Genomic DNA, 18,424 nt, shown 5'->3' with positions numbered 1-18,424 from the left:
ATAATAGGAGAAATAATAGCATGACATCAGAAAATATTAAAGCAGCCATTACGTCAGGGCAAACTGCTTTAGGCGTGGAATTTGGATCAACCACCATTAAAGCTGTCTTGACGACACAAGACGGTACCACTATCGCTTCCGGTAGTTACGACTGGACGAACAATTTCCAAGATGGCTTATGGACGTATGCGTTACCCAATGTCTGGGCCGGTTTACAAGTGGCGTATGGGCAATTAAAGACAGCCGTTCAGGCCGAATATGGCGTAACCATTACAAAAATTGACAGCATGGGCTTTTCAGCTATGATGCACGGCTACTTGGTGTTTGACGCCGATGATGAACAACTTGTACCCTTTAGAACTTGGCGTAACGCAATCACGGCCGATGCTGCACGTGAATTAACACAACTATTTGCGTTTAATATCCCGCAACGTTGGAGTATTGCCCATCTTTATCAAGCGATTTTGAATCAAGAGACGCATGTGAAAAACATTGCCTACATGACGACCTTAGCGGGTTATGTCCACTGGCAATTAAATGGGGAAAAAGTCCTTGGGATTGGTGATGCTTCCGGTATGTTCCCAATTGATGAAGCGACAGGGGATTACGATCAGGTGATGCTTGATCGCTTTAATCAACTCAAACCAGTCCAACAGTACCAGTGGCAACTCACTGACATTTTGCCTCAACCATTAAAGGCGGGTACACCAGCCGGTACATTGACCGAAAAAGGCGCGTTGTTACTTGATCCAACTGGTGATCTCCAACCTGGAACGCGTTTGGCGCCACCTGAAGGTGATGCTGGGACGGGGATGGTTGCCACAAATAGTGTGAACAAGCGAACAGGGAACATTTCTGTTGGGACGTCAATTTTCTCAATGATTGTCTTAGAAAAGCCACTGGCTCATGTCTACAGCAACATTGACATTGTGACGACGCCAACCGGCTTGCCGGTCGCCATGGTACATGCGAACAACTCGGCCTCAGATATTAATGCTTGGGCGAAGCTCTTTGCGGAATTTGCTCAAAAAATTGGCCATGACCTATCCACAAAGGACCTCTATCAAGTCCTATTTGATGCCGCACTAACAGATGCCACACCAGATGCTGGTGGATTGTCAGGCTATGGCTATTATTCTGGAGAAAATATCACTGGGGTACCAGAAGGTCGACCACTCTTAGTGCGTCAACCAGATGCTATTTTCAGTGTCGGTAACCTCATGCGTCTGCACATCTTTAGTGCATTTGGCGCCATTAAAATCGGCATGCGTTTGTTAGCTGATGAAGATGTGTTGACTGACAATATTGTGGCGCAAGGCGGTGTATTTAAGACGCCAGTGGTGGCCCAAAAATTATTAGCCGCAGCCTTGAATACCAATGTGACGGTGATGCAAAACGCTGGTGAAGGTGGACCATGGGGTATGGCAATCTTAGCTTTGTATGCCGCTAATAATGATACGACAGTCTCATTAGCTGACTTCTTGGCAGAACAGATTTTTGCGGACAGTGTGGCGGAAACGCTATCACCAGATCCAGTCGATGTGGCCGGTTTTGAAACATTTATGACGCGTTATATCAATGGCCTTGAAATTGAAATGGCTGCCATTAAAGCTTTGCCAAGCCAGGGCAAAAAGGAGTAGACAACATGTTAGAAGCGTTGAAACAAACAGTATATGAAGCCAATATGGCATTACCTGCCAATAATCTCGTCACGTTAACGTGGGGGAACGTCTCACAAATTGATCGCGATTCAGGACTATTTGTCATTAAGCCCAGTGGCGTGGCTTATGATGAACTCACGCCGGCAGATATGGTCGTCGTTGATTTGGATGGTCAGGTGGTGGAAGGCGAATTGAACCCCTCAAGTGATACACCAACGCATGCGTACTTATACCGACATTGGCCAGAAGTGGGCGGAATTGTGCATACGCATTCCAAGTGGGCGGTGGCCTTTGCCCAGGCGGGCATTCCAGTGCCTGCGGCAGGGACAACGCATGCGGATACGTTTTACGGGGATGTGCCAATTGCTGACCGCCTCACGCAAGAGGAAGTCGATGGGGATTATGAATTAAATACCGGCCAATCTATTGTGCGCGTGTTTGATCGTCAAAACCTTGATCCGATGGCGATTCCTGGTGTGTTAACTAATGATCATGGACCATTTACTTGGGGAAAAGATGCCAAAACGGCAGTCCAAAACGCCATTGTGTTGGATGTGGTCTCAGAAATTGATTTCCACACCATGCAGTTAAATCCAACGCAAGATTTACATGTGCCACAATATTTGCTTGATCGGCACTATTTCCGCAAGCATGGGGCGCATGCTTATTACGGTCAAGGTACCCACTAAGAATGATCTGTTGCCAATGCGCCACTGAATTGTCGCTTTTTCAAAAACCAACGTGTGGTAAAATAATAGTAATTATTTATTTTTGAAAGCGGAGGCGTTCATCGCTGATGGACGAATATAAATTATGAAAATAGCGATTGCAGGATTTGGCGCACTTGGCGCACGTTTGGGCATTATGCTCCAAGCAGCTGGTCATGATGTGACCGGTATTGACGGGTGGCCAGCACACATTGCCGCCATTAATACCAAGGGATTGACGGTTGTCCATGATGATCAAGACCCAAAGGTTTACTATTTGCCCGTGATGACCCCACAAGAAGTAACGGGGACGTTTGACCTGATTATTTTATTGACTAAGACGCCACAGTTGGATCGGATGTTAACGGATATTGCGCCAATTATCACTGATCAAACGCAATTACTCATCTTGTCTAACGGGTTGGGTAATATTGAAGTGATGGCAAAACACGTGGCCAAGTCACAAATTGTGGCTGGTGTGACGTTGTGGACATCATCTTTGGTGAAGCCTGGTGAGATTCACACAACGGGTTCAGGTTCGATCAAGTTGCAAGCACTGGCTGGTGGGGATGCGCAACCGATTGTTGAGGCATTGAACGAAGCCGGTTTGAATGCTGAATTGGTACCGGATGTCATGACAGCCATTTGGCATAAAGCCGGTATCAATGCCGTTTTGAATCCGTTGTCAGTGTTGTTAGATGCCAACATTGCTGAATTTGGTACGGCGGGTAATGCCATGGATATGGCGTTAAATATTTTAGATGAAATGAAGCAAGTTGGCGCCTCACAAGGTGTCAAAGTCGATGTGGCGGGTATTATTGCGGACTTGAGTCGTTTATTGAAGCCGGAAAATGCGGGTAATCACTATCCATCCATGTATCAAGACATTCAAAATGGTAAGCGAACAGAAATTGACTTTTTAAATGGCTACTTTGCGCGTCTTGGCCAACAAGAGGGTATTCCCACACCATTTAACGCGTTGGTCACACGATTGATTCACGCCAAGGAAGATATTGTGCGCACGAAGTTAGCCAAAGAAAAAGAAAATTTTGAAATTTGAGTTTGATTATAGTATGATGAGAGAGACGAAGAACGTTTCTCTTTTTTATTTTAGCAACGAGATAAGGACAAACTCATGACAAAGACGACGGAAACAGCCATTTTTGCGGGCGGATGCTTTTGGTGCATGGTGCAACCATTTGATTCATTGCCTGGCATTGAAAAAGTACGCTCTGGTTATACCGGTGGCCACACAGAAAATCCGACTTACGAAGAAGTGAGTTCACACACGACGGGGCATACGGAAGCCGTGAAAATTTGGTTTGACCCAGAACAGTTATCGTATGCCGAATTGGTCGAAATTTACTGGGAACAAACGGATCCCACTGATGCCATGGGCCAGTTCCAAGATCGTGGTGACAATTACCGGCCAGTGATTTTTGTCGCTGATGAGACACAACGTGCCATTGCGGAAAAGTCCAAAGCGGCATTAGCAGCCTCTGGTCGCTTTGATGCGCCAATTGTGACGACAATTGAAGACGCACAACCGTTTTATGAAGCCGAAGAATACCATCAAGACTTCTATAAGAAGGATCCAGCGCGTGAAGCGATGGTCATGGCGAGCCGTGTGGCTTTCCAAAAGACCCATTGGGATGACAAGTAAACAGCGTGAGCTGTTTTTTTATTTTGTCTTCGGATCGCTATCAAGTGTTGATATATGGTAAAATAGTTAAGTTATAGATGATACAAGATCGTCTAATTGATGAGGAGAAAAACGTGCCAGCCACAGCGTTAAGCGGTGTGACGGGACGCTTAAGATAACATGCAACTTGAATTTTTAGGCACTGGTTCTGGTCAACCATCAAAATTTAGAAATGTGACAAGCATTGCGTTGCGCCTCCTTGACGAGCGCAATGCCGTTTGGTTATTTGACGTCGGGGAAGCCACCCAACATCAAATTCTCAAGACAACATTGCGGCCACGCAAGGTTGAAAAGATCTTTATTTCACATTTGCATGGGGATCACATTTTTGGTTTGCCTGGCTTTTTGAGTTCACGGTCATTTCAAGGGGCGGATAAACATGAACCCCTCACTATTTATGGGCCAAAAGGCATAAAAGACTTCGTGCAAACGGCGTTGCGGGTTTCAGAAACACGCTTATCCTATCCCTTAGTTTACGTTGAATTAACCGAAGGGGTTATTTTTGATGATAAGACTTTCCGCGTGATTGCGGCTAAGATGCGTCACCGGATTGATACTTGGGGCTTTCGTGTTGAAGAAAAAGACCATCCAGGTGAACTATTGGTCGAAAAGTTGCGTGAACAAAATGTGCCATCTGGCCCAGTCTTTGGCCAATTGAAGGCGGGTAAGCGGGTAACCTTACCAGATGGGCGAATTCTGGATGGGCGTGATTATATTGGTGCGGCGCAAAAGGGCCGCGTGGTGACCTTTATTTTGGATACCCGACCAAATGATAATATTGAAACGTTGGCGCTAAATGCGGATGTTTTGGTGCATGAAAGTACCTATGGTGCCGGTGATGAAGAAGCCAAAATTGCACGCGCACACGCGCACTCAACGAGTGTCAACGCCGCCAATACTGCCCGACGGGCACATGTTGATAAGCTGATTTTAACGCATTTATCAGCACGTTATATTGGGCCAATGGTGAAAACATTAGTGGCAGATGTCCGCAAGATTTTCCCTAATACGGTGGTTGCTAGAGACTTAGATGTCATTGATGTGCCATTTAAAAAAGACAAATAAAGGCCGTCGGCCGATAAGTTAAAGAAGGTTACAATGAGTCAAAATAATTGGCGTTTGCTGCCCCAGCCAGCGGAAAAAACTGTCCGCCAGCTCACGTCACAACTAAATATTGCCCAGTTGACGGCCACGATTGTGGCGCAAAAAGGGTACACGACACCAGAAGCAGCGTTTGCCTACCTCCAACCCAGTGTTGATCAACTACACGATCCGATGCAATTACATGATTTAGACAAAGCATTGGAACGGTTGATGACAGCCGCCTTTGAAGGGGAGAAAATCGTCGTTTATGGTGATTACGATTTGGATGGGGTGACGAGTACGGCAGTAATGCTCGAATCCTTGCAAGTGCTTGGTGCCGACGTGACTGCCTATATTCCTAATCGTTTCCAAGATGGCTACGGCCCAAACTTGGCGGCATATCAACGTTTGATTGCAGATGGCGCCCAAGTTATTGTGACGGTTGATAATGGGGTAAGTGGCCACGAAGCGGTCGCTTATGCCATGAGTCAAGGCGTGGATGTCATCATCACTGACCACCATGAACTGGGACCAACGTTACCTGATGCTTATGCCATTGTACATCCAAGACATCCCGAAGGGGACTATCCCTTTGCCGATTTGTCAGGTGTCGGGGTCGCGTTTAAACTCGCCCAGGCGCTGTTAACTGACGGGGAACAGGTACAAGATAAAAGCGAATTGCCAACAGAAATGCTTGATTTGGTCGCGTTAGGTGAAATTGCCGATATGGTATCACTAACGGATGAAAATCGGACGTTGGTCTCTTGGGGACTGAAGCAAATGGCGGAAAGTCCCCGCCCAGGGATTGCCGCCTTATTGAAAAGTGCGGGTCAGCTGCCCGAACAACCGATTATTTCTGAAACGGTTGGCTTTAAGCTTGCACCACGGTTGAATGCTGTCGGTCGGTTGGGGGATGCGCAGTTAGCATTGGATTTGCTACTGACGCAATCACCAGATGATGCGACGGCATTGGCAACGCAAGTGGAAGCTATTAACGCGCAACGTCAAGAAATCGTTGAAGAAGTATTTGGCGCAGCCAAGCAATTGGCGTTGTCGGACACCCATGCCAACGATCAAGTTTTAATTGTGGTTGGCGATGATTGGCATCAAGGTATTTTGGGAATTGTAGCGAGTCGTCTCGTTGAGTTGATCCACAAGCCAGTGATTGTCTTGAGTCTAGTCGATGGGTCGTATAAAGGCTCTGGCCGAACGTATGGCGATTTTGATTTGTACACGCTCATGGGTCAGTACCGTGATTTGTATGATACGTTTGGTGGTCATGCCAGTGCGCTTGGCTTAGGCATTTCTCCAGAAAACTTAGCTATTCTGCGGGAGCGGTTAGCAAGCTTACCAGCCTTAGTGATACCTGAAAAACAAGTCGCAGTGAACATGATGTTGCCCGTTAACCAACTGGACCCAATGCTTTACGATGCATTAAAATTAATGGAACCTTTTGGGACGGACAATCCGGAACCAGTCTTTGGTTTCCAAACACCTAAAATTGAAAAAGCGATGACGATGGGGGCAACCCAACAACATGTCAAGTTAACGCTGGCGAATCAAATTGAAGCGGTCGGCTTTAATCATCCAGATTGGACGCGCATTGTGCAACAACCGGCTGGGGTGTCGTTTGCCGCCACTTTGGGCTTGAATTATTTCCGCGGGCAAGCGAAATTGCAGTTGTTACTGGCAGATGTGGCCTTACCGGAACCAGTGGAAAACACGGCGCATAAGCAATTTTTTGCGCAGGTTTATAAGTTTATTTATGCCCATCAAGACTTAAATTTTGGGCAAAACTTGGATAAAATCGCTAAGCAACTCCAGATCAGTCCCAAAGACCTCAATATTATGATTCAAGTCTTTATTGAGCTGGGATTTGTTCGGATTGTGGACGGCTATGTTAAAATTATTCCAAATGCCCCACAAAAGTCATTGACGACATCAGTGACTTATCAAAAATTTTTGGCCAATCGTTAAAAAGTAAAGAGAAAGCAGGGTACGTTCGTACAAGCTGAACGCACTCAGAGAAAAAATATGACAGTAGATTTACACAATTATGTTGCCACCGTAGAAAACTTTCCTGAACCAGGCGTGAGTTTTCGAGACATTTCGCCTTTAATGGGCAATGGTGTGGCTTATCATCAAGCTATTGATGCCATTGCTGCATTTGCAAAGGATTTGAATGTGGACTTGATTGCCGGACCTGAATCACGTGGTTTTATTGTCGGCTCACCATTGGCTTACGCTTTGAACGTTGGCTTTGTGCCAGCACGTAAGGGAGGCAAGTTGCCTCGTGAAGCGGTTAGTGCGTCATATTCACTTGAATATGGCAAGGAAAATGTGTTAGAAATTCACAAGGATGCCATTCAACCTGGACAACGTGTCTTAATTGTGGACGATTTGTTAGCCACAGGTGGCACAATCAATGCAACTCGCGAGATTATTGAAAAGCTCGGCGGTGTTGTGGCGGGCGTTGCCTTCATTATTGAGCTCACTGAATTGCATGGTCGTGAAAAGATCATGGCTTCTGGGGATGTGCCATTTTTGGCCTTGATGACTTACTAAAAAAGCAACCACAAACGTGGTTGCTTTTTTAGTCGTTATCTTTGCCATTCTAAATGCACAATGATAAGATGAACCATAATCTTATCACCATATTTTGGTGTACACGTGTTTCGAATCAGCTACGGGTAAAAAATGATGAAAAATACCAAAATGGCAAGAAAGAACTTTAAGACGAGATACCTGCTAATGGCTGTTTTGGCGATTGGTATTTTGTTGTGCGTATCAGTGCCAGCGATGTATCAGACTGCGACAACGAAAAAAGCGACGCAAGCGCTGAGTCAGCGGGTAGCCAGTGAAAATGCAGCAGTGACGGGTCTGTATGGCAAAGAAAAACGACCTGATAAAGTGCCAGCGACTTCTGGAGAAAGTGTTGCCGCAAGTACGCCAGCAAATCAAGTTGGACGAGATACTAACGCAAATCCAGTTTATTTGATGCAGGTGGACGGGGTTTGGCTATTTAGAAATGTTGAGACCGGTCAAAATCATCAATTAACACCGGATGAAATTCAGCGATATGTCAGCCAATCAACCCAAGATGTTGGTCGGAAGGTCAGCAGTCAGTGAGTTATGCGTTGACAGTCTGTCAACGCATGGTAAATTTTACTATGCTACAATCATGAGGCAAGCAAGTTAGGGCGTTGGTGAGTCCAATAGCAGGGGGTGATGTATATGCGTTTAACCTCAAGCTATAAGAGAGGATAATACCCAACATGGCCACTTTGGTCACGGTAATTGTGTTAATCACGAAGTTGGTACTACTAGCTACGGCTACTGTAGAACTGATAGATGTGATTAAGAAACCTAAAAAATAGGTAAACAAAAACCCCTTAACTTTGGTAGGATCTAGGGGTTTGAGTTACTTGTAATTTAAACAATACCACCAACGCCATAGCGGGTTTGTGATTTAAAGGCTCATGTCTCTAGCATGGGTCTTTTTTAATGACTTCATTATATCATGGATTTTATAAACTTATCAATGAACGAATTGGATTAGTCAGAGACAGAACCGTTGTATTTTCCTGCAATATTTAAAAAATTTAAAAATTCTTGATTAAATAACAAAACATCAGGTGATGCCATCTGGTATAGCTTACCATCCTGGATCCAAATAATCTCGTCATATCTTTTAAGTAATGCCATATCAAACTTATGCGTGATATAAAGCAATGTCAAATTGTCATGATTTAATAGACTGTTCTCAACGTCATGGGCCAAGCTTGAATTGAGACCAGACAAGCTTTCATCGAGCACAAGCATCGGTTTTTGTTGATATAAGCCTCTGGCAATGGCGATGCGTTGTCGTTCGCCTCCTGAATAATTCGTACCATTACTGGTGATTTGATTGGCTAACTGATTTTCATTTGTTAAAAACTGTTTCGCGCCACTGTCTTGCAGTACTTTTTCTAATTTGTTGTTATCAACTTTTTTATACATCACAATATTTTGTGCCACGGTCGTGTTGAAAAGGTAAGGGGATTGATTCACATAAGCCACAATGTCAAACATCTGGTCGTTGGCGTTGACGACTTGATTGTCAACACTGATCTCCCCGTCGAAATTAGTGATAAACCCTGCCAAAACATTGGCCAACGTTGATTTTCCTGAACCACTTGGGCCAATGATCAGATACTTCTTATTTTTGATGAGCGACAAAGAGATATCATCAAGAATTGTTTTGTCGTTAAGGTTGACTGAGATATGATTTAACGTAATACGTTCGTTAAAGACACGTTTTGGTAAGTCGTTTTGGTGATTATCCTGACCTTTGGATAGGTTTTCAATTTTTTGTACAATGGGCCTGGTGCTTTTCATTTGAGGAATTAGCTGAAAAATGCCAATCAATGGATAGACCAGCGTGTTCATCGTTTGCACCATCGTTAACATGATACCAATAGAAATGGCGCCTTGCATGATGAACCAAATTGCCGTCAGGACTGCGGCGTATTGAACAAATAGGCCAAGCATCGCTGAGGTGGCATAATTCGACATAATCCATTGGCCTGATGAGATGCGAGATTGTGTATATTTTTGATTCGTGCGCTGAAAATCTTTTAAAAAATAAGGTAATGTTTGCGTCGCTTTGACGGTTGCAAAACCATTCAAAATGTCCGTCACGGATTCTGTCAAATTTTCTGATTTCTCGGAAAGGGCTAATTGCTTTTCTTGCAATTTTTTACTCATGAGCGTCGGAATCAAGAACACAAGCGCTGAACCTAAAATGATAATCAAGAATACCGTTGGTTGATAATATAAAATGACTGCCGAAGAAATGATAACGACAATGATCTGAGAAATTAAATCGAAAAAGGGTTCAATTAAGTTGATTTCAATCAATTCAACATCGTTGAGTAAATTAGACGTATAAGAACTGACTTTATTCTGACCAAATTCAGACACTTGGTTAGCCGTGATGCGAGCCATGGTTTTTTCCCGAATACCGTACATGATTTTGCCCACAAATTTAACCATCAGTGTTTGATTGATGACATCAAACACATAGCGGAGTAAGACCACCGTAATCCCAGCAACAATCATCATAAAAAACAACGTGGCATCTTTATGATGAGAACGTTCGACAATATAACCATAATATGTCGCACTGACCACACTTGCCAGGGCATATAAAGCAGACGACAGACTAGTGATTAGGATGCTCCGCCAATTTTTTGCTATGATTTCTTTCATACTTGATGCGCTCCCGTCATGCTGATTGACAAAACAAAATAATGAATTTCTTATTTAATTCCCATATTACTGTAAAATAATATACCATAACTATGAATTTAATGTATATTTAATGCAATGCTAATCAATTGCGCTAATAAGCCTAAAAAATAGGCAAACAAAAACCCCTTAACTTTACTCGGTGCCAAGGGGTTGTATTTATATAGTCAACAATACCATCAACGTTAAAGTGTTATAATCGGTTATCTTGATTGACGTAGCGCAGTATTATGGTTTTGACGGAGATGCTGGTATTGATAGATGCTTTCTAGGACAAAGACAGCAATACCGGCCCAAATAAAGACAAACACCACGATTTTATGCCAGCTTAAAGGTTCGTGTAACACGAAAACAGCGACTAGGAGCTGTATGGTTGGATTGAGATATTGGATAAAGCCAAGCGTCATAAATTGTGTGTTTTTGGTCGCAACAGCAAAGAGGGCTAGTGGCACAACAGTCACGGCACCACTGGCAATAATCAAACCGGTTACTGTTGGCCCGTTTTGTGTGAGAATATGGGGTGACAAAAGTAAATAAATGGCGGCAAATGGCGCCACGCATAGGGTTTCTAGTGCGAGTGAAATCGTTGCTGGCAGTGGCACTTGTTTTTTAATCAAGCTGTAGAGACAAAAAGAGGCTGCCATCAGTAATGTTGACAAAGGGAGCGCGCCAGTTTGTTTAGTCAGCAGCACGACCCCAATGACAACAAGAAGTAAAGCCACCATTTTAGCTGGCGATAACCGCTCGTGCAAGAACAATACCGCAATGGCCACATTCATCAAGGGCATCATGTAGTACCCAAGACTCGCCTCGGTCGCTTGATTATGTGTCACCATATAAATGTAAATATACCAGTTGACGGTAATCAGGAGACCACTCAGCATGATCCAAAGAATTTTCCGGTTTTGCGTGAGGGTGACGATGGTTTGCCAGACAGTCCGCCAACTATTTTGAAAAAGCAGCACCACGAAAATGGTCACCAAAGACCAAACAATTCGGTAAGCTAAGGTATCGAGTGCCGGAACGGCATGGAGTAATTCCCAAAAGATACCCAGAACGCCCCAAAATACGTAGGCTAGTAAGCCTGAAGTCACACCAACTCGTGTATTGCCCATCTATTTTTCTCCTGTCAAATTAAAAATTTATGATTATCATATCATGATTGGATTAAAAAATGATGAAGTTGACATTTTTATAAAAAAATAAATCCAGTCGACTGACTGGATTTATTTAACGAGATAGACTTGATCATGAATGTTGTCAAAACTGTGATGATGTTGATTGAGTAGTGGTGGTACCGTTAACTGGGCAGTTGCCCAAAATGCAGGAGAATTGGTCGCCTGCATTTTTTCCCCAATGACAATAAAGTCACCATCAAAATGTGCTTGACGTAACGCCTGTAAGACGGCCAAATCACTGTTATCCGTGTCTGGTGCCCAGCTCATAATTACCACCGCATGGGGATAAATACGTAAGGCTTGGTCAGCAGCGCAGGGTATCACAGGTGTCCAAGGATCAGGGCGTTGATTATCTTGTCCTGACCAGACAAAGTTGTCGGTCGCGATCACGTCATCACCACGGGCCCGTAATCCATGCGAAATCACACCATTACCAGCCATTATCTCAAGTACTGGTCGTCCGGCAACGAAGTCGTGTAGGCCATCTAACCAGCGGTTGTTGGGGAGATGCCAAATCCCATAAGTCGTAATTAACGCCTGACGAAAGTCAGCTAGTAGGGTTTCCAATGCCATTAATGCTGGCTGGTTGACGAGTTGATGGACACTAAAACTGAGTGTTGGTAACGGGTCATCGGGTAATTGCTGTTGAGCTAGGCCGAGATAGGTGGTGAGTGCCGCGTTAATTTTGCGTTGTGCGACAGGGTGATCAGCGAATTGTTGCTGAAAATGTTGGAGTTGTTCAAACATCGTCAGTGACATCACGACGGTTATTCGGATTACGCTTTGAGACGGTTTCAACATGATAACGCTTGCCGTTAAAGACAAAATCAACGCCACCGCCATGTTTTAGCTGGTAGCGCATACGCCAAAAAGTCATCAGCGCAACGACGCCACAGATGGCCAAAACCAACAAAACAATTAAGAAAATAGCTGCCACAAAAATCAGAATGGCTGGGACAGCCACACCAATCACGGCAAGTAAGACAGGGATAGCGACGATGAGACCTAATATCACGGTCACAATAGCGCCAATAACTTCAAATATTTTTCGCATCTTAACGACCTTTCCGAGAATAATGGCATTAGGCCAGCGCTTCAAGTTGTTGTTGGAGCGCCAAAGGAGTCATGTGATTGCCCAAGTGCGGGCCAAAGGTTTGCACTAAGTTCGCCACTGAGAAGTCTGTCACCAGTTGCATTTCGTGGGTGAGCATATCGTCAATAGCAATCGCGGCTTCTTGGCGTTGCAACATCGTCTGCGCTAATTTTTGATCCGCAATCACGGCTTCTAGCGTGTCATCCGTGATCCGATTGTGCAAAAAATCATCTGTATTGAGGCCAACTTGTTGTGCTGTTGCAACTGATAAGGCTTCTGAATAAGGCAGATTTTGGTTTGTCACACGTTGTTGGATTTGCACCAAAAAGTTGCGAGCCTTTTTGTTCCCTTCAATTTGGGCTGCTTTATAGTCACACACCACGTGGAAAATGGTATCGGCTAGCGATGTTGGCTGGTCCGTTAAAACGGCGCGGTGCGTCGCATATTCAGTGACTGTATCGGGGTTGATCAACGGAATGAACCGCAGGCGGGTGCGTGTGGCGAGACCAGGGGTAATATAAAGTAAGCGTTCTTCAGTTTTTAAACAGATTGGTGAAAATGGGTTGGAAAAATGATAAATATCAAGCATGTGATGCCTCCGTATCAAGATAGTGAGACTTAAAATGAGCTATTGTCCAGAAAGTTATTTTACCCGCAAAACACATCCTTGTCGACTGATACGCTCAAAACCAAACAAGATCTGTGTTAAAATAAAATGTGAGGGCAATCAACAATTTCAGCCACACTTATTTCAGGATCATAACCTTAAATGATAATAAAATGAGTCGCTGTATTTGAATAAGTGACAACGACGTCTGCCTGAATGATAATTATGTTGAGAAAGAGGTGTCATTATGAATTGGGACCAATTCTTTGTGCCATATGAGCAGACAGTGACAGAATTAAAAGTAAAGCTGCGTGGGTTACGCGAACAGTACGAACAAGATGGCAAAAATTCACCCATCGAATTCGTGACTGGCCGGGTGAAATCACGGGCATCTATTGAAGAAAAAATTGTACGACGCCACTTGGATGAATCGCGTTTAGCGCTTGATTTACAAGATATTGCCGGCGTTCGCGTGATGACAAAATATGTGGAAGATGTGTACCGCGTTGTTGAATTACTGCGGGAGCGTTCTGATTTTCAAATTTTAGAAGAACGTGATTATGTGATGAATGCGAAGCCGTCTGGCTATCGTTCGTATCATATTGTGATTGAATATCCAGTTCAGATGTATCATGGCGAAAAAAAAATACTAGCGGAAATTCAAGTTCGCACGATTGCCATGAATGTCTGGGCAACGATTGAACATGATTTGCGTTATAAGCATGGCAACGAACTCCCAGCTGATTTGGCAGAACAACTGACTTTGTTAGCGGACGAAAATTTCGAATGGGATCAGCGTGTCAGTGAAATTCGGGCAGCAGAATGAAAATAGCAATTTTTAACAATCATGACGCCAGTTCACAAACGATTACCCAAGCATTAATCGTTGCGCTGGAAAGAGCGGGCTTAACCATTGATCATGAGCGACCAGACGTCGTTGTGTCGGTGGGTGGTGATGGGACGTTCTTGGGGGCGTTCCAACATTACGTCGATCAAATTGATACGGTACGTTTTGTCGGCTTGCATACCGGTCATTTGGGATTTTATACGGATTGGTTGCGAACAGAACTGCCGCAGCTGGTCGCGAGTCTCCAACATGACAATAGTGAACGGGTCAGCTATCCCTTACTGGATATGACGGCCGTTTATGACAGTGGTGAACAGTACCACTTTTTGGCGTTAAATGAAGCGGCCATTAAGCAACCGATGGGGACGCTGGTGGCCGATATTTATCTTGGTGATCAATTGTTTGAACGGTTTCGTGGGGATGGGATTGCGGTCGCGACCCCATCAGGTTCAACGGCTTATAACAAGGCCAATGGTGGGGCAGTACTACATCCCAGTATTCCGGCCATTCAAATGTCGGAAATTGCCTCGATTAACAACCGCGTATTCCGAACATTGGGCTCACCACTGATTGTGCCAGATGGGCAAGAAATTGTGATGCGACCAAAAAGTGATCATTTTTTGGTGATGTATGACCAATCTGACATCAAGGGCCAAAATATTGCCGAATTACGTTTCCGTGTGGCCGATAAAAAAATTCATTTTGCTGCTTATCGGCACGTGGATTTTTGGCAACGCGTGAAACGTGCGTTTATTAGTGACATAAGTTAATTAAATGAGAGGAAATGTTTGACACACTTTGTGTGTCAAACGTGGCATAATAATGCAATTTACATGGACCTATTCAGGGACTGAACAGCGCAAAGTGCGCACATTTTTACAAGCACATGGTGTGTCACACCGGATGTTTAGCCAAATGAAACACAATGGTGGGGCGATTTTAAAGAACGGCCAACCTGTGTATACGTCGGATTATTTAGATGATGGCGATGAAGTGACCATTGTGATGCCGACGGAAAAAAGTAATGATTTGGTGGTACCAGACTACAAGCCACTAGACATCATTTTTGAAAACGAACATTGGCTCGTTGTCGATAAGCCTTATGGGGTGACGACGGTGCCTGGCCATGCTGACCGATTGCACACGTTGGTCAACCAAGTCAAAGGGCATCTGGAAGAGACGAACGCCGAAGACTTGGTACCACACGTCGTGACACGACTTGATCGTGACACGTCAGGCATTGTGCTATTGGCTAAGCACCGTTTTGCCCATGCCGTTTTGGACCAACAATTGCAAGAGCATACGGTGGAAAAGTTCTATATCGCTTACACAAGCGGTATTTTGCCAGAAGATCATGGCGATATCAATGCGCCAATTGGTCGTGTTGAGGGTGATTTTATTAAGCGTGAAGTCCGTGACGATGGGAAGCCATCGCGGACAGAGTACTGGGTTGAACGCCGCTATGATGAAGATGGCGATAATCCGATGACACGTGTGCGCGTGCAATTGCATACTGGGCGGACACATCAAATTCGCGTTCATTTCCAAAATATTGGCCATCCTTTGGTTGGCGATGACCTCTATGGTGGGCCACTTTGGCATGGCTTGGAACGACAAGCCCTGCATGCTTACCATATGAAGTTTTATGATCCTTTTATTGAGGATTACCGTGAGTTTAATACGAAATTACCAGAAGATTTAAAAGGGCTACGCGATTTGGCATAATCTGATCGCGTTTTTGTTTGATAATTGCTGGTGACAAGTCAAGATAGGTGGGTGATAACATGGCAGAACAAACTGAACAATTAGATGAAACAATTCAACTCCTATCTGACTTGTTACAGTCAGGGCAAGACAGTGAGTTCATTGAGAGCTTCGAAGCGTTGCACGATTTTGAAATGGCGCAGGTTTATGCCGAATTGCCGGAACAGTTTCGTGCAGTGGCGTGGCGTTTATTACCAACGGATGTTTTGGCCGCAGTATTTGATAATTTAGATGTTGATGAAGTGGACATTGCTGGCTTGTTGGCAGAAATGCCGCCACAACGAGGCGCACAAATTTTGCAAGAAATGTATACCGATAACGCGGTTGATTTATTGCAAGAAATGTCGTCAGGACAAATCGCGACGTATCTTAGTCTTATGCCAAAAGCCGATGCCGATTCGGTTCGTAAGCTGATCAACTATGATGACCAAACGGCTGGCTCGCTGATGTCGACGGAATATTTGGCGGTCAAAGAAGACTTGAAAGTCGGCGAAGTCATGCGATTGGTTAAAAAACAAGCGCTTGAAGCCGAGTCCATTAGTTACGTCTACGTATTAGACCAACAAGGGTTACTGGTTGGCGTTATTTCGCTGCGTGATTTGTTGACGCATCCAGATGATATGCCAGTTTCAGAAATCACTAATGATCGCATTATTAGCGTGCGGGCAGGCGATGACCAGCAAGAAGTTGCGCAGATTGTGGCCGATTATAATTTCTTGTCAATTCCCGTTACGGATGATAAGAATCATTTGTTGGGTGTGATTACTGTCGATGATATCGTGGATGTTATTGATGAAGAGGCGGTCGAAGATTATTCTGGTTTGGCTGCCGTGAACGTGAGTCAAATTAATGATTCACCTTGGCATTCGGCGGTGAAGCGCATTCCGTGGTTGATTGCTTTGTTACTGCTGGGGATGCTAACGGCGACGGTAATTGGCTCATTTGACGGTTTGGTACGACAAGTGGCCATTTTGGCCGCGTTTATTTCCCTGATTACAGGGACAGCTGGTAATGCCGGCACCCAGTCCTTGGCCTTGGCTGTGCGCCGGATTGCCGTCGGCAGTGAAAATAGTGGCTTGCGTGATTTTCTCAGTGAAGTGATTGCAGGCTTGATTGTTGGGTTAGCAACAGGGATGTCAGTGTTTGCGATTGTCACTTTTTGGAAGCACAATATGATTCTTGGCTTTGCCGTGGGGGTGGCGATGACCATGGCCATCATGGTGGCGAATTTGGCCGGCTATCTTATTCCTTTGTTGATTGACAAATTGGGGTTTGACCCAGCAGTAGCCAGTGGCCCTTTTATTACCACACTGTCTGATTTAACGTCCGTGTTGATTTATTTCAATGTGGCACAACTCTTTTTGGCACATCTTGCCGGTGGCTAATCTTGTTGTGATGTGATTGATTATGTATATTATTGGATTGATAAGGCGAGGAGAAAAATAATGCCAACGCGTAGTGAAATGAATCAAAAACACCAAAATGGTGGGAAACAACCGAAAAAAGTACATTGGGTACGACGTATCTTGATCACAGTTGTATTATTATTGCTGGTATCCGGTGTTGCGGTTGGGGCTTTGGCCTATTACAAAATGAACCGAACGGTCACTAAAATTCAAGCACCGTCAAAAATGACTAAAAAAGCGGATCAATTAATCGACGATAAAAAGCCAATGTCTTATCTGTTGCTTGGAACCGATACGGGTGATTTGGGTCGCGACTACAAGGGACGCACTGACACGATGATTGTGATGACGGTGAACCCAAAAACTAACACGACAACGATGACGTCAATTGCGCGTGATACGTTGGTGACAGTCAATGGTCAGCAAATGAAAATTAACGCTGCCTATGCCTATGGTAGTGCAGATTCAGCCATTGAAGCTGTTCAAAATTTGCTCGATATTAAAATTAATGGTGGCTATATTTTGATTAACATGGGCGGCTTGGTCAAGATGGTTGATGCCGTTGGTGGCGTGGATGTCACGTCACCAATCACCTTTACAACTGAAGGCGATGATACCCAAGCTAACGCAGCTAAGCAATACAGCTTCACAGCCGGTCAGACGTATCACATGGATGGGAATGAAGCTTTGGCCTTCTCACGGATGCGACACGAAGATCCTAATGGGGACTATGGCCGTCAAATGCGGCAACAGTTGATTATTCGGGCAGTCTTGAAGAAGGCGACGAATGTTGGGACATTGTTTAACGATACGTTGTTAAATACAGTATCAAATAACGTACAAACAGACATGTCAACACATGCGATGCAAAAATTAGCGATGGATTATCGCGGTGCCTTTGCGAACGTCAAGCAAGACCAATTGCATGGCACAACACGGAATATGGGCGCCCTTGGTGCTGTTGAAATCATGAGTCCAACTGAAATCACGCGTATTCATGACGAAATTACCGCCCAAATGGCAGAATAAAAGTGTCAAACAGGTTGCATAACCTGTTTTTTTGTGCAATAAAATACATAAATGCACG

18 protein-coding genes are annotated in these 18,424 nt (G+C 44.5%); 13 read left to right on the top strand and 5 right to left on the bottom strand.

Features of this window, described 5'->3' with window-relative positions; translation table 11 throughout:
• Positions 1–20: 20 nt before the first annotated feature.
• The 8 genes from FGL80_RS00315 to FGL80_RS00280 all read left to right on the top strand — a co-directional run bounded on the left by FGL80_RS00315 (position 21) and on the right by FGL80_RS00280 (position 8,282).
• On the top strand, positions 21–1,640 hold the full coding sequence (locus FGL80_RS00315) for a xylulokinase (protein WP_147001618.1): 1,620 nt from the start codon (positions 21–23) through the stop codon (positions 1,638–1,640).
• A gap of 5 nt (positions 1,641–1,645) precedes the next feature.
• Entirely contained in the window at positions 1,646–2,350 is a 705-nt protein-coding gene (locus tag FGL80_RS00310; RefSeq protein WP_055307624.1) for an L-ribulose-5-phosphate 4-epimerase, read from the top strand.
• Between the two features lie 124 nt (positions 2,351–2,474).
• The gene (locus FGL80_RS00305; RefSeq protein WP_147001617.1) at positions 2,475–3,428 is read left to right on the top strand and encodes a ketopantoate reductase family protein; all 954 of its coding nucleotides are present in this window, start codon (positions 2,475–2,477) and stop codon (positions 3,426–3,428) included.
• 75 nt (positions 3,429–3,503) lie between these two features.
• The gene (gene msrA / locus FGL80_RS00300) at positions 3,504–4,031 is read left to right on the top strand and encodes a peptide-methionine (S)-S-oxide reductase MsrA (protein WP_147001616.1); all 528 of its coding nucleotides are present in this window, start codon (positions 3,504–3,506) and stop codon (positions 4,029–4,031) included.
• A 159-nt stretch (positions 4,032–4,190) separates the two neighbouring features.
• Positions 4,191–5,135, top strand: coding sequence for a ribonuclease Z (gene rnz / locus FGL80_RS00295; RefSeq protein WP_147001615.1), 945 nt, complete (start codon positions 4,191–4,193; stop codon positions 5,133–5,135).
• A 33-nt stretch (positions 5,136–5,168) separates the two neighbouring features.
• On the top strand, positions 5,169–7,130 hold the full coding sequence (gene recJ, locus FGL80_RS00290) for a single-stranded-DNA-specific exonuclease RecJ (protein WP_147001614.1): 1,962 nt from the start codon (positions 5,169–5,171) through the stop codon (positions 7,128–7,130).
• Positions 7,131–7,187: 57 nt separating this feature from the next.
• Positions 7,188–7,718 carry an adenine phosphoribosyltransferase gene (locus FGL80_RS00285; RefSeq protein ID WP_010004086.1) on the top strand — a complete coding sequence of 177 codons (531 nt, stop codon included), beginning with the start codon at positions 7,188–7,190 and terminating at the stop codon, positions 7,716–7,718.
• A 150-nt stretch (positions 7,719–7,868) separates the two neighbouring features.
• The gene (locus FGL80_RS00280; RefSeq protein ID WP_147001613.1) at positions 7,869–8,282 is read left to right on the top strand and encodes a hypothetical protein; all 414 of its coding nucleotides are present in this window, start codon (positions 7,869–7,871) and stop codon (positions 8,280–8,282) included.
• 426 nt (positions 8,283–8,708) lie between these two features.
• Here the strand turns inward: FGL80_RS00280 and FGL80_RS00275 are convergent, their stop codons facing one another.
• The 5 genes from FGL80_RS00275 to FGL80_RS00255 all read right to left on the bottom strand — a co-directional run bounded on the left by FGL80_RS00275 (position 8,709) and on the right by FGL80_RS00255 (position 13,302).
• Positions 8,709–10,403 carry an ATP-binding cassette domain-containing protein gene (locus FGL80_RS00275; RefSeq protein ID WP_147001612.1) on the bottom strand — a complete coding sequence of 565 codons (1,695 nt, stop codon included), beginning with the start codon at positions 10,401–10,403 and terminating at the stop codon, positions 8,709–8,711.
• A 242-nt stretch (positions 10,404–10,645) separates the two neighbouring features.
• Positions 10,646–11,557: an EamA family transporter RarD gene (rarD, locus tag FGL80_RS00270; protein ID WP_147001611.1), complete on the bottom strand. Its 912-nt coding sequence runs from the start codon at positions 11,555–11,557 to the stop codon at positions 10,646–10,648.
• Positions 11,558–11,668: 111 nt separating this feature from the next.
• Positions 11,669–12,367, bottom strand: a complete 699-nt coding sequence (locus tag FGL80_RS00265; protein ID WP_147001610.1) for an SAM-dependent methyltransferase — start codon at positions 12,365–12,367, stop codon at positions 11,669–11,671.
• Positions 12,360–12,674 carry a hypothetical protein gene (locus FGL80_RS00260; RefSeq protein ID WP_147001609.1) on the bottom strand — a complete coding sequence of 105 codons (315 nt, stop codon included), beginning with the start codon at positions 12,672–12,674 and terminating at the stop codon, positions 12,360–12,362. Before FGL80_RS00260 ends, FGL80_RS00265 begins: the two co-directional genes overlap by 8 nt.
• Before the next feature lie 28 nt (positions 12,675–12,702).
• Positions 12,703–13,302, bottom strand: coding sequence for a DsbA family protein (locus tag FGL80_RS00255; protein WP_147001608.1), 600 nt, complete (start codon positions 13,300–13,302; stop codon positions 12,703–12,705).
• 265 nt (positions 13,303–13,567) lie between these two features.
• Between FGL80_RS00255 and FGL80_RS00250 the strand changes: the two genes are divergently transcribed.
• From FGL80_RS00250 to FGL80_RS00230, 5 genes are read left to right on the top strand one after another with little or no spacing between them, the layout of a single operon-like run.
• Positions 13,568–14,146: a GTP pyrophosphokinase gene (locus FGL80_RS00250; RefSeq protein ID WP_048701122.1), complete on the top strand. Its 579-nt coding sequence runs from the start codon at positions 13,568–13,570 to the stop codon at positions 14,144–14,146.
• The gene (locus FGL80_RS00245) at positions 14,143–14,937 is read left to right on the top strand and encodes an NAD kinase (protein WP_147001607.1); all 795 of its coding nucleotides are present in this window, start codon (positions 14,143–14,145) and stop codon (positions 14,935–14,937) included. Before FGL80_RS00250 ends, FGL80_RS00245 begins: the two co-directional genes overlap by 4 nt.
• 52 nt (positions 14,938–14,989) lie before the next feature.
• Positions 14,990–15,892 carry an RluA family pseudouridine synthase gene (locus tag FGL80_RS00240; RefSeq protein WP_055307635.1) on the top strand — a complete coding sequence of 301 codons (903 nt, stop codon included), beginning with the start codon at positions 14,990–14,992 and terminating at the stop codon, positions 15,890–15,892.
• A gap of 59 nt (positions 15,893–15,951) precedes the next feature.
• Positions 15,952–17,316 (top strand): magnesium transporter, encoded by a 1,365-nt coding sequence (gene mgtE / locus FGL80_RS00235; protein ID WP_147001606.1) that lies wholly within the window; start codon positions 15,952–15,954, stop codon positions 17,314–17,316.
• A 60-nt stretch (positions 17,317–17,376) separates the two neighbouring features.
• On the top strand, positions 17,377–18,366 hold the full coding sequence (locus tag FGL80_RS00230; RefSeq protein ID WP_147001605.1) for an LCP family protein: 990 nt from the start codon (positions 17,377–17,379) through the stop codon (positions 18,364–18,366).
• Positions 18,367–18,424 lie beyond the last annotated feature (58 nt).

The organism is Leuconostoc lactis, assembly GCF_007954625.1.
Lineage (GTDB): Bacteria > Bacillota > Bacilli > Lactobacillales > Lactobacillaceae > Leuconostoc > Leuconostoc lactis_A.
This window is presented reverse-complemented; position numbering and strand designations above follow the sequence as displayed.

Bases quoted from the DNA above. Each gene is read 5' to 3' on its own strand.
- FGL80_RS00310 (WP_055307624.1), top strand. From the start codon at position 1,646: ATGTTAGAAGCGTTGAAACAAACAGTATATGAAGCCAATATGGCATTA.
- FGL80_RS00260 (WP_147001609.1), bottom strand. From the start codon at position 12,674: ATGCGAAAAATATTTGAAGTTATTGGCGCTATTGTGACCGTGATATTA.
- FGL80_RS00285 (WP_010004086.1), top strand. From the start codon at position 7,188: ATGACAGTAGATTTACACAATTATGTTGCCACCGTAGAAAACTTTCCT.
- msrA (WP_147001616.1), top strand. From the start codon at position 3,504: ATGACAAAGACGACGGAAACAGCCATTTTTGCGGGCGGATGCTTTTGG.
- FGL80_RS00245 (WP_147001607.1), top strand. From the start codon at position 14,143: ATGAAAATAGCAATTTTTAACAATCATGACGCCAGTTCACAAACGATT.
- rnz (WP_147001615.1), top strand. From the start codon at position 4,191: ATGCAACTTGAATTTTTAGGCACTGGTTCTGGTCAACCATCAAAATTT.
- FGL80_RS00305 (WP_147001617.1), top strand. From the start codon at position 2,475: ATGAAAATAGCGATTGCAGGATTTGGCGCACTTGGCGCACGTTTGGGC.
- FGL80_RS00275 (WP_147001612.1), bottom strand. From the start codon at position 10,403: ATGAAAGAAATCATAGCAAAAAATTGGCGGAGCATCCTAATCACTAGT.
- FGL80_RS00265 (WP_147001610.1), bottom strand. From the start codon at position 12,367: ATGTTTGAACAACTCCAACATTTTCAGCAACAATTCGCTGATCACCCT.
- FGL80_RS00255 (WP_147001608.1), bottom strand. From the start codon at position 13,302: ATGCTTGATATTTATCATTTTTCCAACCCATTTTCACCAATCTGTTTA.
- FGL80_RS00315 (WP_147001618.1), top strand. From the start codon at position 21: ATGACATCAGAAAATATTAAAGCAGCCATTACGTCAGGGCAAACTGCT.
- recJ (WP_147001614.1), top strand. From the start codon at position 5,169: ATGAGTCAAAATAATTGGCGTTTGCTGCCCCAGCCAGCGGAAAAAACT.
- FGL80_RS00230 (WP_147001605.1), top strand. From the start codon at position 17,377: ATGCCAACGCGTAGTGAAATGAATCAAAAACACCAAAATGGTGGGAAA.
- rarD (WP_147001611.1), bottom strand. From the start codon at position 11,557: ATGGGCAATACACGAGTTGGTGTGACTTCAGGCTTACTAGCCTACGTA.
- FGL80_RS00280 (WP_147001613.1), top strand. From the start codon at position 7,869: ATGGCAAGAAAGAACTTTAAGACGAGATACCTGCTAATGGCTGTTTTG.
- FGL80_RS00240 (WP_055307635.1), top strand. From the start codon at position 14,990: ATGCAATTTACATGGACCTATTCAGGGACTGAACAGCGCAAAGTGCGC.
- mgtE (WP_147001606.1), top strand. From the start codon at position 15,952: ATGGCAGAACAAACTGAACAATTAGATGAAACAATTCAACTCCTATCT.
- FGL80_RS00250 (WP_048701122.1), top strand. From the start codon at position 13,568: ATGAATTGGGACCAATTCTTTGTGCCATATGAGCAGACAGTGACAGAA.